The organism is Streptomyces sp. BK79, assembly GCF_044142145.1.
Lineage (GTDB): Bacteria > Actinomycetota > Actinomycetes > Streptomycetales > Streptomycetaceae > Streptomyces.
The window spans coordinates 19,002-34,317 of sequence record NZ_JBHVOC010000020.1; the positions used below are offsets into that span (position 1 = coordinate 19,002).

At 72.8% G+C, this 15,316-nt stretch carries 9 protein-coding genes; 3 read left to right on the forward strand and 6 right to left on the reverse strand.

Features of this window, described 5'->3' with window-relative positions; genetic code table 11:
• Positions 1-3: 3 nt before the first annotated feature.
• The 3 genes from ACFIF2_RS23970 to ACFIF2_RS23980 form a co-directional block, all read right to left on the reverse strand.
• On the reverse strand, positions 4-1,974 hold the full coding sequence (locus ACFIF2_RS23970) for a glycosyltransferase (RefSeq protein ID WP_395575284.1): 1,971 nt from the start codon (positions 1,972-1,974) through the stop codon (positions 4-6).
• A gap of 264 nt (positions 1,975-2,238) precedes the next feature.
• Positions 2,239-4,941 (reverse strand): lipopolysaccharide biosynthesis protein, encoded by a 2,703-nt coding sequence (locus tag ACFIF2_RS23975; RefSeq protein WP_395575285.1) that lies wholly within the window; start codon positions 4,939-4,941, stop codon positions 2,239-2,241.
• Positions 4,934-6,208, reverse strand: coding sequence for a DegT/DnrJ/EryC1/StrS family aminotransferase (locus tag ACFIF2_RS23980; RefSeq protein ID WP_395575286.1), 1,275 nt, complete (start codon positions 6,206-6,208; stop codon positions 4,934-4,936). The genes ACFIF2_RS23975 and ACFIF2_RS23980 overlap by 8 nt, the downstream gene beginning before the upstream one ends.
• A 480-nt stretch (positions 6,209-6,688) precedes the next feature.
• On the opposite strand from ACFIF2_RS23980, the gene fahA reads away from it, so the two are divergent.
• Both fahA and ACFIF2_RS23990 read left to right on the forward strand, forming a co-directional pair.
• Positions 6,689-7,921 (forward strand): fumarylacetoacetase, encoded by a 1,233-nt coding sequence (fahA, locus tag ACFIF2_RS23985; protein WP_395575287.1) that lies wholly within the window; start codon positions 6,689-6,691, stop codon positions 7,919-7,921.
• 218 nt (positions 7,922-8,139) lie between these two features.
• The gene (locus ACFIF2_RS23990) at positions 8,140-9,078 is read left to right on the forward strand and encodes a M56 family metallopeptidase (RefSeq protein ID WP_395575288.1); all 939 of its coding nucleotides are present in this window, start codon (positions 8,140-8,142) and stop codon (positions 9,076-9,078) included.
• Positions 9,079-9,110: 32 nt separating this feature from the next.
• Here ACFIF2_RS23990 and recQ read toward each other — a convergent pair whose 3' ends face one another.
• Complete coding sequence (gene recQ, locus ACFIF2_RS23995) at positions 9,111-11,138, reverse strand: DNA helicase RecQ (protein WP_395575289.1); 2,028 nt, start codon at positions 11,136-11,138, stop codon at positions 9,111-9,113.
• 278 nt (positions 11,139-11,416) lie between these two features.
• Here recQ and ACFIF2_RS24000 point away from each other — a divergent pair, with 278 nt between their 5' ends.
• Positions 11,417-12,016, forward strand: coding sequence for a Uma2 family endonuclease (locus ACFIF2_RS24000; protein ID WP_395575290.1), 600 nt, complete (start codon positions 11,417-11,419; stop codon positions 12,014-12,016).
• Between the two features lie 78 nt (positions 12,017-12,094).
• On the opposite strand, the gene nuoN is transcribed toward ACFIF2_RS24000, so the two are convergent.
• Together nuoN and ACFIF2_RS24010 are read right to left on the reverse strand one after the other, a co-directional pair.
• Positions 12,095-13,747 carry an NADH-quinone oxidoreductase subunit NuoN gene (gene nuoN, locus ACFIF2_RS24005; protein WP_395575291.1) on the reverse strand — a complete coding sequence of 551 codons (1,653 nt, stop codon included), beginning with the start codon at positions 13,745-13,747 and terminating at the stop codon, positions 12,095-12,097.
• Positions 13,744-15,315 carry an NADH-quinone oxidoreductase subunit M gene (locus ACFIF2_RS24010; protein ID WP_395575292.1) on the reverse strand — a complete coding sequence of 524 codons (1,572 nt, stop codon included), beginning with the start codon at positions 15,313-15,315 and terminating at the stop codon, positions 13,744-13,746. Before ACFIF2_RS24010 ends, nuoN begins: the two co-directional genes overlap by 4 nt.
• Position 15,316: the final 1 nt, after the last annotated feature.

Below are 15,316 nucleotides of genomic sequence, written 5' to 3' on the forward strand. Positions count from 1 at the left end.
TCCTCAGCTCGCCGGTTTCAGGACGTAGAGCACGCCGGCGCTGTTCTCGGCGATCAGCTGGAACCTCGGTGACGCCGCCACCGACTCGCGCACGCGCTCCAGTTGGGGCTTGGTCAGCTGGCCGTTCATCTCGGAGTTGGCCACCTGCCCCTGGGTGAGCAGGAAGTAGGCCCGGGCCGGTGACTCGACACCGGCCATGTCGCGGGCCAGCACTGCGGCCGGGTCGCGCACGATCTCGTCGACGTGGCTCCGGTCGTCGTCGAGGAACCAGTAGTGGTCCACCCTCCAGTACTGCTCGTAGGCGAGCGGGTAGTTCCGGTTGGCGGCGACGACCAGGGAGTCGTCGGGCGCCTGGTCGAAGAGGCCCTGGACGAGGGCCACTTCGCGGGTCGGGAAGTAGTTGACGCGGTCCTTGCCCGAGTAGCTCGGCACGAACGCCAGTGTCCCGGCGAGCAACACGGGCAACGGCACCCAGGCGCCGAGCCGGAGCCTCGCCGGCCAGGACGACGCGGGCAGCGGGGACATCGGAGGCAGCGGGGACTTCGGGAAGCGGCGGCGCCGGGCGGCGGCCTGGGCGGGTCCGCCCCGCTTCCGCGCGGTGGCGGCGTCGGTTTCGGCTTCGGCCTCGGCGGCCAGCGTGCGGACCTTCGGCAGCAGCGCGGCGGCGGCGAAGAAGGCCGCGCCGGGCAGCGTGAACATCAGGACCCGGAAGATCATCTCGCTGCCGTAGCTGCTCGCCACGAACATCGGCAGCGGAGCCGCCGCGACCAGCAGCAAGGGGAACGCCCGGTGACGCAGCACCCGTTGGCGCAGGACGCCCACCAGCGCGAGCAGCAGCACGGAGCCCGACAGCAGCCGGGCCGCCCAGGAGGTCGCCACCGCTCCGGTGCCGGTGGGTGTGGCGCCGTACCCGGTCTCGACGTTGGCGCCGACGTCGCCGACGGAGCGGATCATGTCCGGCATGGCGGCGGACAGGAAGGGCAGCGCGGCCGTGAGGCACCACGCCAGGAAGACCACGACCGTCGTGACGGCCGGGACCCAGTGGCGGTAGCGGCGGGTGAGGACCAGCGCGACCAGCGTGACGACGAGCATCCCGGGGGTCAGCTGGTGCGAGACGACGATCGCGGTGACCAGCACGCTGAGCAGCACCGTCCACACGGCCTGACCCGGCCCGTCGCGCCGCCCGCCGGAGCGGCCGAAGCGGCGCAGGACGACGGCGAGGACACCGAGGTGCAGGGCGAAGGCGACGGACTGCGGGGAGAAGTAGTCCTGCCCCACCCAGTTGCCGACGCAGAACAGCCACACGGCGGTCCAGATCAGCCGCCGGTCCTCGGTGAAGGTCCGGTAGATCAGCAGCAGCGGCAGCAGCAGGAGCACGCTGGAGACCAGCGGCCACCAGGCCATGTACATCGCCGCGTCGTCCACGCCCAGCAGCCGCACCAGCGCGGCCTGGGCGGCGAAGAAGCCGGGCCACTGGTCGTAGACGGCCATGTCGCCGAGCTGGTCCGCGCTCTGCAGTCCGCCGGACGTCAGCAGGTGGTCGATGACCGCGTCGTGCTTCCACGCCCACGCGTACAGCGGGGTGGGATAGAGGACGGCCTGGGTGGCCCGCTCCATCACGAGCAGGCCGAGGACGTACGCCGCCGGCCAGCCGCCCCGGCGGCGCGGATCGCGGACCGTGCGCCAGAAGCCCGCGGTGAGCACGGCGAGACCGGCCCAGAAGGTGGGGTGCAGGGCGCTGACGAGGCCGAAGTCGTCCAGGGCGGACACGTCCGTGTGCCGCATCGCGTACCCCCACAGGGCGAGCGCGACGAGCAGGGGGACGGCCGGCCAGGCCGCGGCGGCGCGGGCCGGCCAGGCGGCGGGGGTGAGATCGGACAGATCCGTCACGGGCGGCTCGGCGACGGAGCCGGAGGGCTCCACAGTAGGGGGATGGGCGCGTGCGGTGATCGCCGGGGCGGGCCGGGCGGACACGTCGTCCGAGGTCGTGGCGGCCGACTCCTGCGAGGTGCGCGGACCCGGCTCGTGCGCGCTCGGGGGGACCGGCCCGCGCGGGGTCCGGGGGGAGGGCTCATGCGCGGGTTCCCCGGCTTCCGGCGCGTCCGAGGGCGCGGGCGCGTCCCGGTTCGACGCGTCCGGCGATTCCTGCCCGGGCACGGGCTCTGGTGCGGATCTCTCCCGCGGACTTGTTGGCGGACGCACGACGGTTCCCCCCTGGCGAATCGGCTCTGTGCTTGATCAGTCCCTGGACTTGTCGTTCGGTCTGGTGCCGTGCGGGGACTCCGCCACCTCCGGTAGGCCGTCCGCCACCGGGGCCGGGCGGCGGCGGAGCGACAGGAGCAGGACGACGACGAGGAGCAGGAGGAGGGGCGGCACGAGGGGCGCGAGTTCCTGACGCCAGACCCAGCCCCCCACCGCGGCGAGGTACACGACCCCCCAGCGCCCCTGCCACGGCAGACCGCCACCCGCCCTCGCGAGCACCAGCCACAGCGGTACGAGACACGCCACTTGCAGGACGAGCGGCGCCCAGCGCAGCAGTGGGCCGGGCCCGTCGAGCCCCACCGCGTCCGCGAGAAATCCGGCCGTCTCGGCATACAACGACCCACCGACCGCCTCCGGTTCCCGGCCGAGGGCGAGGGGCGCGGCGTACAGGGCGAGTACGGCGGCACCCAGGGCGGTGCCGGGCAGCCACGGGTCGGGCGAGACGCACAAGGTCACGGCCGCCACGAACACCACGAGCAGCAACGCCCCGGCGACCAGCGCCGGCAGGGGCAGCTCCCGCAGCAGTTCCCGCCCGGTGAGTTCGACGCCGGCCTCGGACGCGCCGCCCAGCCACGGCATGTCGCGCAACGCCACCAGGAAGACGACGGTCGCGACGCCGAGCGACAGCCACAGAACGGGTCTGAGACGCCGCTCCGGGATCGGACCGTCATCGTCGCCACCCCCGCCGCCGTCGCCGCCGCCGAGGGCCTCGCGGTCGGGTGCGGCGAGGGGGCCGGAGCCGACGCTGGTGCCGGCGCCCGTGCCGGGTGCGACGCCGGAACCGGGGCCGGAGCGCGCGTCGTCCGCGTCACCGGTTCCGGATCGCCGGGCGGCACCGGACGCGCTTCGGGCCGCCGCCTCGGCCCCGGACGCGGCGGCGGAGGCGGGTTCGGGCGCGGAGGCGGGTTCAGGAGCGGAGGCGGGTTCGGGCGCGGAGGCGGGTTCAGGAGCGGAGGCGGGTTCGGGCGCGGAGGCGGGTTCAGGAGCGGGCGCGGGATCGAGGGCGGACCCTGACGCGCGCTCGGGCTCACCCCCGGGCACGGACGCGGGCTCGGCATCCGGGTGCCGGGGGCGCCGGATCACCGCGAGCGTGTCCGCCTCCAGGGCCTCCCGCTCGTACCCCGGACGCCCTATGAACAGGGCGACGGTGTCCTCCCGCGCCGCCTCGTCGGACCGCCCGTGCGCGTACGCCGCCCGCCGCGCCCAGCTCGTGCCGTACCCGGCGGTGGCGTTCAACCGGGCCCAGCGGGTGCCGTAGGAGCCGCCGGGACCGTCCGGCTCACGGTCGCCCCGCACTCCGGTGCCGTCGGTGCCGTCGGTGCCGCCGGGGCCGCTGAACCCACCGGCCCCACCGGAACGCCCGGCCCCGTCGACGCCCCGCAGGGTGGCGCGCAGGCCGGGTACGCAGCCGACGGCGACCACCGTCATGCCGCCCAGCACCGCCCAGCCGGCGCCCGCGATCCCGGCCGGCGTGAACAGCACCGCCGCGCTGCCCAGCACGAGGACGCACATGGCACCCTGCACGGCGGCGAGCATGCCGGTGCGCCCCTGGACCCGCAGCACGCCGATGTACAGCTCGACCACGATCCTCGGCAGCGCCCCGATCGCCAGCAGCCGCAGCACCGTGGAACCGTGCTCGGCGTAGTCCTCGTCGAATGGCGCGAGGATCTGCGGGGCGAAGACGACCAGGAAGAGGACGACCGGCACCAGCAGCAGCGTCATGCGGCGCAGCGCTCCCCGGACGCCGTCGGCGAGGCGGCGCGGGTCGTGCGAGGCGTGCGCGGTGAGGGAGGAGGCCATGTTGATGGCCATGAACTCCATCGTGCCGCCGACGGTGTACGCCACGTAGAAATAGCCGTTCTCGGCGGCGCTGAAATTGACCGCGACCATCACCGGAAGCAGGTTGATCATCGCCAGGCTGAACACCGCGCCCAGCGAGTCCCCGGCCAGGAACCGCCCCATCTCGCGGGCCCCCGGCGGCTCCACGTCGTGGTCGGCGGCGGCCTGGCGCGGGATGAGTCTGCGGAAGATCAGCCAGCCGAGCGGCAGGGTGGAGAAGGCGATGGCCACGGCCCAGGACACGAAGATGCCGAGCACCGGCAGCGTCGTGGCGAACAGCGCCAGCAGGATCAGCTTCCCGACCGAGAACACCGCGTTGCCGGCCGGCACCCACTCCGCCTTGCGCAGCCCGGTCAGCACACCGTCCTGGAGGGTGAGCAGCGCCCAGGCCACGCACGCCGCGACGAACAGCGCACCCGCCTCGGCGGTGCCCAGCGGGGCGTACGACGCACCCCACAGGTCGAGGGTGAGCAGGAAGACGACGGCGGCCACCGCGACGACGACCGAACTGGCCGCGTACGCCCGCCACACCAGCGGTCCGGTCGCGCGGCCGGCGCGCGGCACGAAACGGACCACGGCGCCGATCATCGTGGTCGCCGTGATGCTGGCGAGCAGCCGCATGGCGGCGATCGCGGCGGAGCCCTGCCCGACGGCCTCCTCCGAGTAGTAGCGGGCGGACACGAGCCAGAAGCCCAGGCCGAGCACCGCGGAGACGCCGGTGCTGAGCATCAGGAAGTAGGCGTTCTTGAAGAGCGAGTCACCACCGTGCCCGCTCTCGGGCAGCGTCGAGCCGCCGCCCGCGGGTGCCGCGGCGGTCTCGTGCACCCGGGCCTCAGCCACCGGCGGGAACCAGCCCTTCCGGTGCCTCGGCCGGCCGTACCCGGGACTCCTCCAGCGCCGCGACGGCCTCCCGGGCCCGCAGCGGGTCCACGGGCAGCGCGTGCCGCGCGAACCAGCGCGCCCCCTCGGGCGACGGCGACGGATCGGTGAAGGCGGCGCCCGCGTAGTCGTCCAGCGGCGGGTCGTAGAGGTAGCCGACGACGATGCCGCGCCGGGCCAGCGCCCGCACCGCCGCGTCCCGGTCCGCCACGAGCAGCGGCACGCGGAACAAGGGCTGCGCCGCGCCCGGTGACCGGCCCCTCGCGCCCTCCCACCCGGCCGGTGTCGCCCAGGGCGTCGACAGCAGCAGCTCCGTGCCCGCACGGCAGTCGGCGAGCACGTCGTCCAGCCGGTCGAGCCCGCGCCCGATGCGCCCGAGCCGGTACCGGCCGGCCCGCAGCCGGTAGTCGTGCATGTCGACACGCACCCACGGATCGTGCGCGGCCAGGGATCCCCGGGCATCGGATCCGGCGGCCGAGGCGGACGCGCGGGCCAGCTCCCGGGGACGCAGCGGCATCCGGATCTCCTCCCGCTCCATCAGCCCCAGCAGCCGCATCCCGGCCCAGGCGGCCCGCCGCAACCGCAGTCCCCGGACGGCGGCCTCCGCGTACGGCCGTACCGCGTAGGCCAGTTCGGCCCGGGCGCGGTACGGCAGCAGCAGGTCGTCGCAGGCCCTCGCCAGCGTCTCGCGCAGCCCCGGGTCCGCGACCGCGAGGATCCCTCCGGCCTTGGCGCCGACGTGCTTGGACAGGCTGAAAACGGAGGCGTCGCCCCAGGCGCCGACCGGCCGCCCGCCCGTCTCGCTGCCGATGGCGTGCGCCGCGTCCTCGAAGAGCGGGATGCCCGCCGCGTCGCAGCGGGCGCGCAGCGCGGGCGCCGGGTCCGGATTCCCGTACAGGTTCGTCGTCAGTACGGCGGCGAGCGACCCCCACGTCTCCTCGGGCACGGCATCGATGTCGATGGACGCGTCCGACGGGTCGAGCGGCGCCTGGACCGGCCGCAGCCCGGCCGCGAGCACGACGAAGAAGATGACGTCGTCGTTGACCGGCGACATCAGCACCCTGCCGCCCGGCGCGCACCAGTGGCGCAGTGCCGCGTACAACCCGAGACGGCACGACGGTACATACACGCATTCCCGGCCGAGTCGGCCGCGCATGGTCTCTTCCAGCCGCCTTCTCGGCTGCGAACCATCCCGCACCGAACCCGGACCGGCCTCCCCAATGGCCATCCGCTCCCCCTGTGCGCCGTCGAAGGCCCCCTCCCCGAGGCCTTCCGGCACCCGCCCAGAGTCGCCCCGTTCGCACCGCTCCGTCAAGATTGCGTCCCGGCCTGTGGACAACTTCCCGCAGTCAAGCGGAAGCGGAGCGCCACGATGCCGGCCGTTCACGCGGGCGTACGCGGGCGGGTGGCGGACGGGTTTCCGCGGCGGGCCACAGGCGGTCCACAGGCGGTCCGCGGACGGTCGAGGTGCCGCCCCACCGGTCACCCGCGCCCCCTCCCGCACCGGCGCGCCGGACCTCTCCGCGCACGTCAGCCCGCCCGAGCCCTCTCCCCCCGCCACGCACCGCCACCTCACCACGCACTGCCCAAGACCCGTGGGTCACCCGTAACGTGTGGCCCGACCACGAACCGCGTGGCGCACCCGACGCATCCCACGCACCCGGCGCGCACGGCGCACATGGCGAGCACGAAAGCGAGGCAGCACCCGATGCCCCCCTTCGATGTCCCCGAGGGCGACCCCTTCGGCCCGCACAACCTTCCGTACGGCGTGTTCTCGGTCCCCGGCACGCAGGAGCGGACGGTGGGCGTCCGGCTCGGCGACCACGTCCTCGACGCCGGCGCCGCGGCCCACGCGCTCGGATCGCCGTACGCCTCGCTCCTCGCGCGGCCCACCCTGAACCCGCTGCTGGCGGCCGGCCGCACCGCCTGGTCCGACGTCCGGCGCGCCCTGACGGCCTGGGTGACGGTCCCCTCCCACCGCGAGGTGCTGGAGCCCCTCTTCCACCCCCTCGACTCGGTGACCCTGCACCTGCCCTTCGAGGTCGCGGACTACGTCGACTTCTACGCCTCCGAGAACCACGCCCGCAACGTCGGCCAGATCTTCCGCCCCGACGCCGCCGACTCCCTCACCCCCAACTGGAAGCACCTCCCGATCGGTTACCACGGGCGCTCCGGCACGGTCGTCGTGTCCGGCACCGACGTCCTGCGGCCGTCCGGTCAGCGCAAGGCCCCCACCGACGCCGCCCCCGTCTTCGGCCCGTCCACGCGCCTCGACATCGAGGCCGAGGTCGGTTTCGTGGTGGGCGTGCCGTCCGTCTTGGGCCGCCCGGTGGCGCTCGGCGACTTCCGCGAGCACGTCTTCGGGCTCTGCCTGCTCAACGACTGGTCCGCACGGGACGTCCAGGCCTGGGAGTACGTCCCCCTCGGCCCGTTCCTCGGCAAGTCCTTCGCCACCTCGGTGTCGGCCTGGATCACGCCGCTGGACGCCCTGGAGGAGGCGCGGGTGGCACCGCCGGAGCGCACCCACGACCTGCTGCCCTACCTCGACGACACGACCGGGGAACGGGACGAACCCGGAGGCTACGACCTGCGCATCTCCGTCGCGATCAACGGCCACGTCGTCTCCGAGCCGCCCTTCTCCACCATGTACTGGACGGCCGCCCAGCAACTGGCCCACATGACGGTCAACGGCGCCTCCCTGCGCACCGGCGACCTGTACGGATCCGGCACGGTGAGCGGCCCCGCCGAGCGGGAACGCGGGTCCCTGCTGGAGCTGACCTGGAACGGCCGTGACCCGCTGGAACTCCCCGACGGCAAACGGACGTTCCTCGAGGACGGGGACGTCGTGACCCTGTCGGCCTGGGCGCCGGGGCCGGGCGGCACCCGCGTGGGACTGGGCGAGGTGACCGGCCGGATCCTCGGGGCGCCCTCCGGAGCGTGACGACCGCCACGCCCGTACGTCCGGATCCGTTGCCCGCCGGGTCCTGACTCGCACCGCCCGGCACCGTCATACTGGCGTCGGGCGGTGGGCACGGCATGTCCACCCGGTGCGACGGGCAGAACGTCGCGCCCCGGGGCCCGCCGCGGCCCCCGGCGCCGCCCGTCACGACCGCACCACAGCCAGAGCCGCCCTTCCGACCAGGATCCGGAGCCCGTGGCATGACCGTCTGCCTGCTCCTGCTGTTCGCCGTCGCCGTGACCGCCGCGGTACCGGTGCCGCGCGCGCTGACCCGGTCCGCGTGGCCCGAACGGGATCCGGTGGTCGCCCTGTGGGTGTGGCAGTGCCTGGTCGCCACCGTGCTGCTGTGCTGCCTGACGGCCCTCGTGCTGGGCGCCGCCGCCGTCTTCGGCACCGTCCGCGCCCAGCTCTTCGCGCCGGCGCCGCCCGCGGTGACCGCGGCCTACAACCTCTCCGCGGGCCCGCCCTGGGCCGCCGCCCTCACCCTGCTGCTGGCAGGCGGCGCCGCCTGGACGACGGCCATGCTCGCCCGCGAACTGGTCGAGGCCCGGCGCCGCCGCGCCCAGTCACGCGCCCACCTGCGCGAGCGCGCCCCCGACCTGCCCGCCGGGCTCCCGGCCGCACGAGGTCCCCTGCTGGTCCTGGAGGAGGAGTACCCGGACGCCTGGTGGATGCCCGGCAGCCCGCCCCAGCTGATCGTGACCACGGGCGCCCTGCAACGCCTCACCGACCACCAGCTCGACGCCGTCCTCACCCACGAGCGCGGCCACGCGCGTGCCCGCCACGACTGGCTGCTGCACCTGTCCACCGCCCTGGCCACCGGCTTCCCGCGGGTCCCGCTCTTCGCCCACTTCTGCGACCAGACCCACCGCCTCGTCGAACTCGCCGCCGACGACACCGCCTCCCGCCGCTGCGGCCACCTGACCACCGCGCTGGCCCTCATCGAGCTGAACCAGCACCGGGGCGTGCTCTCCTGCGCCTCCAGCCACCGCCTCCTCGGTGAACGGGTCGACCGTCTCCTCGAACCCCCGCCCCGCCTGCTCCCCCGCCACCGGGCCCTGACCACGGCCACGGCCGCCCTGGTGCCCCTCATCCCCCTGCTGATCACCTTCGCCCCGGGCCTGACGGCGCTGGCGTAGCGAGCGGGCGGAACCGGCGGAGCACCGGGCGCCTATATCCAGTCGTCGGGCTCCGGCTCGGGCTCCGCCTCGGGCCAGTCGTCCGCACCGGGGTCGGAGGCGTCGGAGGATGTGGCGGTGGCGGTGGCGGTGGCGTCGGAGGATGTGGCGGAGGAAGAGGGTGCGGCGGCGGCCAGTCCTGCCAGCACTTCGAGCACACCCTCCCCGTACGTCGCGAGCTTCTTCTCGCCGACGCCGCTGATGCCGCCGAGCTGCCCGATCGACGTGGGCCAGGCGGTGGCGATCTCCCGGAGCGTGGCGTCGTGGAAGATGACGTACGCCGGGACGCCCTGCTCCCGCGCCTGCTCCGCACGCCAGGCGCGCAGCGCCTCGAAGGCGGGAACCAGTGCCTCGGGCAGCTCCGCCGCGGCGGACCTGGCCTTGCGGTCCCCGCGTCCGCCGCCCGCCGCCCGTGCCGTGACCGGCTTCTCGGGCTCCTTGCGCAACGGCACCTCACGCTCCCGCCGCAGCACCTCCCCGCTGGCCTCGGTCAGCACCAGCGTGCCGTACTCGCCCTCGACCGCGAGCAGTCCCTGGGCCAGCAGCTGCCGGGTGACACCCCGCCACTCGCCCTCGGTCAGCTCCTCACCGATGCCGAAGACGGAGAGCTGGTCGTGGTCGAACTGGATCACCTTGGCGGTGCGCTTGCCCAGCAGGATGTCGATGATCTGCCCCGCGCCGAACTTCTGCCCGCGCTCCCGCTTCAGCCGCACCACCGTGGACAGCACCTTCTGCGCCGCCACGGTGCCGTCCCAGGTCTCCGGCGGGGTGAGACAGGTGTCGCAGTTGCCACAGCCCGCCGGGTCCGGGTCCTGCCCGAAGTAGGCGAGGAGCTGGCCGCGGCGGCACTGGACGGTCTCGCACAGGGCGAGCATCGCGTCCAGGTGGGACTGGGCCCGGCGGCGGAACGCCTCGTCGCCCTCGCCGGACTGGATCAGCTTGCGCTGCTGCACGACGTCGTTGAGCCCGTAGGCCATCCAGGCCGTCGAGGGCAGTCCGTCCCGTCCCGCGCGACCGGTCTCCTGGTAGTAGCCCTCGACCGACTTCGGCAGGTCCAGGTGGGCGACGAACCGCACGTCCGGCTTGTCGATGCCCATGCCGAAGGCGATGGTCGCCACGACCACCAGGCCCTCCTCCCGCAGGAACCTCGACTGGTGCGCCGCGCGGGTGCCCGCGTCCAGACCCGCGTGGTACGGGACCGCCTCGATGCCGTTGCGGGACAGGAACTCGGCGGTCTTGTCGACGGAGTTGCGCGAGAGGCAGTACACGATGCCCGCGTCGCCGGGGTGCTCCTCGCGCAGGAAGCCCAGCAGCTGCTTCCTGGGGTCGGACTTCGGCACGACCCGGTACTGGATGTTGGGCCGGTCGAAGCTGGCGACGAAGTGCCGGGCCGCCGGCATGTTCAGCCGCTCGGTGATCTCGCGGTGCGTCGCGTGCGTGGCCGTCGCCGTGAGCGCGAGCCGGGGCACGTCGGGCCAGCGCTCGCCGAGCAGGGAGAGGGCGAGGTAGTCGGGCCGGAAGTCGTGGCCCCACTGGGAGACGCAGTGCGCCTCGTCGATCGCGAAGAGGGAGATCTTGCCCCGGGAGAGCAGGTCGAGGGTGCCCTCCAGCCGCAGCCGCTCGGGTGCCAGGTACAGCAGGTCCAGTTCGCCGGCGAGGAACTCGGCCTCGACCACGCGCCGCTCGTCGAAGTCCTGCGTGGAGTTCATGAACCCGGCCCGCACACCCAGCGCGCGCAGGGCGTCCACCTGGTCCTGCATCAGCGCGATCAGCGGCGACACCACGATGCCCGTCCCGGGCCGGACCAGGGACGGGATCTGGTAGCACAGCGACTTGCCGCCGCCGGTCGGCATGAGCACGACGGCGTCGCCCCCGGCGATCACATGATCGACGACCGCTCCCTGCTCACCCCGGAACGCCTCGTACCCGAAGACCCGGTGCAGCGTGGCCAGCGCCTCGCTGTCCACGTCCCGCACCTGCGCCGCTTCTGCCATCTCGCCGATCACGCCCGTCCCGCCCATCGCCTGGTCCCCCGTACGTCCTGCCTTGCCCGTCCGAGCCATCTCGTCCCGTCCGGTTCTCCGGCCCTTCCGGCCCGTCTGGTCCGCCCTGTCCCGACCACTGCCTCAACGATAGGGGTCCGCGCCGACAGCCCCGGAGTTATCCACAGGCCCGCCCGCCGTAACGGCCGTCACCCGCGTCAAGGACACGACAGTCGTTCACACGTTCGCGGGAGACCCGCCCGTTTCCGGCGGATAGTCTGATTGCGCCCGCGAGACTCCGTCCCATGGGAGCACTGATGAGCGTCGCACCGAGGGCGTCCACACCTGACTGGCCGATCCCGCCGGAGGGCGGCTGGACAGCGGACGACCTGGACCGGCTTCCGAACCTGCCTCCGCACACGGAGCTGATCGACGGGAGCCTCGTATTCGTGAGTCCGCAGACCCTTTTCCACTCACGCGCTGTGAGCTTCTTCGAATGGCAGCTCCAGTCCCTCGCCCCGGCGGAGTTCGAGGTCATCCGCGAGTTCACCATCGACATCGATCGGCAGAACCGGCCCGAACCGGACGTCATCGTCGTGCACGGCGACGTGGTCGACGACCCGGAGCAGACCCGCTACCCCGCCGAGGCGGTCACGCTAGCCATCGAGGTCGTCTCGGCCGAGTCCATCTCCCGCGACCGTGAGACCAAGCCCCTGAAGTACGCCCGGGCGGGCATCAACCACTACTGGCGGGTGGAGAACGAGAAGGGCCTCGCCGTAGTCCACGCCTTCGAGCTGGAGCCCACGACCGGCACCTACGTCGGCGTCGGCATCTTCCGTGAGCGCATGAAAGTGAGCGCGCCGTTCCCGGTGGATCTGGACCTGACCGGCATCAAGGCCCGTCGCAGCGGCGAGTGACCCCGCGCACGCGACGGCGGCCCGGCACCCCCCGAAGGGTGCCGGGCCGCCGCCGTACCGGCATGCGCGAGCGCCGCGTCAGCGCACGAACACCCCCGCCTGACCCGCCAGGTCCAGGAAGTACTGCGGCGCCACGCCGAGCACCACCGTGACCGCCACGCCCACGCCGATCGCCGTCATCGTCAGCGGTGACGGCACCGCGACGGTCGGGCCCTCGGGGCGCGGCTCGCTGAAGAACATCAGGACGATCACGCGGATGTAGAAGAACGCCGCGATCGCCGACGAGATCACACCGACCACGACCAGCGGGGCCGCACCGCCCTCCGCCGCCGCCTTGAACACGGCGAACTTGCCGGAGAACCCGGAGGTGAGCGGAATGCCCGCGAAGGCGAGCAGGAACACCGCGAACACGGCCGCCACCATCGGCGACCTGCGTCCCAGCCCCGCCCACTTCGACAGATGCGTCGCCTCACCGCCCGCGTCGCGCACCAGCGTGACGACCGCGAAGGCGCCGATCGTCACGAAGGAGTACGCGGCCAGGTAGAAGAGGACGGACGAGATGCCGTCCGGCGTGGTCGCGATGACACCGGCGAGGATGAAGCCCGCGTGCGCGATCGACGAGTACGCCAGCAGCCGCTTGATGTCGGTCTGCGTGATCGCGACGATCGCGCCGGCCAGCATGGTGACGATCGCCACGGCCCACATCACCGGCCGCCAGTCCCAGCGCAGGCCGGGCAGGACGACGTAGAGGATGCGGAGCAGGGCGCCGAAGGCGGCCACCTTGGTCGCCGCCGCCATGAAGCCGGTCACCGGTGTCGGCGCGCCCTGGTACACGTCCGGCGTCCACATGTGGAACGGCACCGCGCCCACCTTGAACAGCAGGCCCATGACGATCAGCGCGCCGCCGACGAGCAGCAGCGCGTCGTTGCCCATGGTGTCGGCGAGCGCCGGGGTGACGTTCTGGACGGTGCCGTCGACGACCTGCGCGATCGTGCCGTACGACATGGAGCCCGCGTAGCCGTAGAGCAGGGCGATGCCGAACAGGGTGAACGCGGAGGCGAACGCGCCGAGCAGGAAGTACTTGACCGCCGCCTCCTGCGACATCAGCCGCTTGCGGCGGGCCAGCGCGCACAGCAGGTACAGCGGGAGGGAGAAGACCTCCAGGGCCACGAAGAGCGTCAGCAGGTCGTTGGCCGCCGGGAAGACCAGCATGCCGGCGACCGCGAAGAGCAGCAGCGGGAACACCTCCGTGGTGGCGAACCCGGCCTTCACCGCCTTCTGCTCGCTCTCGCTGCCCGGCACGGACGCGGCCTGCGCGACGAAGGAGTCGACGCGGTTGCCGTGGGCCTCCGGATCGAGGCGCCGCTCGGCGAAGGTGAACAGACCGACCAGCGCCGCCAGCAGGATGGTGCCCTGGAGGAAGAGGGCCGGTCCGTCGACGGCGATGGCGCCCATCGCCGCGATGCCCGCCTTGGTCGTGCCGTATCCGCCGGCCGCGAGCGCGACGACGGCGGCGAACGCGGCGACGAGCGCCACGGCCGACACGAACATCTGCACGTAGTAGCGGGACCTGCGCGGTACGAAGGCCTCGATCAGGATGCCGACGATCGCCGCGCCGATGACGATGAGGGTGGGCGACAGCTGCCCGTACTCGATCTTCGGCGCGTCGATCTTCGCGATCGGATCGACCGCCGCCGTTGTCCACAGGCTGTGGACGGCTGTTGCGCTCACTTGGCCGCCTCCACCTCAGGCTGGGGGTCCTTCTTCTGGACGTCGGACATGGTCTGCTCCACCGCCGGGTTGACGATGTCCGTGACGGGCTTCGGGTAGACGCCCAGGAAGATCAGCAGCGCCACCAGCGGCGCCACGACCACCAGCTCCCGCACCCGCAGGTCGGGCATCGCGGACACCTCCGGCTTCACCGGACCCGTCATCGTCCGCTGGTAGAGGACGAGGGTGTACAGCGCGGCGAGCACGATGCCGAAGGTGGCGATGATGCCGATCACCGGGTACCGCGTGAAGGTGCCGACCAGGACCAGGAACTCACTGACGAAGGGCGCGAGCCCCGGCAGGGAGAGGGTCGCGAGGCCACCGATCAGGAAGGTGCCGGCGAGCACCGGGGCGACCTTCTGCACTCCGCCGTAGTCGGCGATGAGCCGCGAGCCGCGCCGCGAGATCAGGAAACCGGCGATCAGCATCAGGACGGCGGTCGAGATGCCGTGGTTGACCATGTAGAGCGTCGCGCCGGACTGGCCCTGGCTGGTCATCGCGAAGATGCCCATGATGATGAAGCCGAAGTGCGAGATCGACGCGTAGGCGATCAGCCGCTTGATGTCGCGCTGGCCGACGGCGAGCAGCGCCCCGTAGATGATGCTGACCAGCGCCAGTACGAGGATCACCGGCGTCGCCCACTTGCTCGCCTCCGGGAAGAGCTGGAGGCAGAAGCGGAGCATCGCGAAGGTGCCGACCTTGTCGACGACCGCCGTGATGAGCACGGCGACCGGCGCGGTCGACTCCTGCATGGCGTTGGGCAGCCAGGTGTGCAGCGGCCACAGCGGCGCCTTCACCGCGAAGGCGAGGAAGAAGCCGAGGAACAGCCAGCGTTCCGTGCTGGTCGCCATGGTCAGCTCGCCGCTCGCCCGGGCCTCGGCGATCTCGGTGAGGGAGAAGTTCCCGGCGACCACGTAGAGCCCGATCACCGCGGCCAGCATGATCAGACCGCCGGCCAGGTTGTAGAGGAGGAACTTCACGGCGGCGTACGACCGTTGCGTCGCCGCCGTCTTCTCGCCGTGTTCGTGCGCCCGGTCCCCGAAGCCGCCGATGAGGAAGTACATCGGGATGAGCATGGCTTCGAAGAAGATGTAGAAGAGGAAGACGTCGGTGGCCTCGAAGGAGATGATCACCATCGCCTCGACCAGCAGGATCAGGGCGAAGAAGCCCTGTGTCGGCCGCCACCGGCTGCTGCCGGTCTCCAGCGGGTCGGCGTCGTGCCAGCCCGCGAGGATGATGAACGGGATCAGCAGGGCGGTCAGCGCGATCAGCGCCACCGCGATGCCATCCACGCCCAGTTCGTACCGGACGCCGAAGTCCGCGATCCAGGAGTGGGACTCGGTGAGCTGGTAGCGGTCGCCGTCGGGGTCGAAGCGGACCAGGACCGCGATCGCCAGCGCGAGCGTGGCCAGCGACACCAGCAGCGCCAGCCACTTGGCCGCGGTGCGTTTCGTGGCCGGCACGGCCGCCGTGGCGATCGCCCCGACGGCCGGGAGGGCCGCCGTGAGTGTCAGCAGGGGAAAGGACATC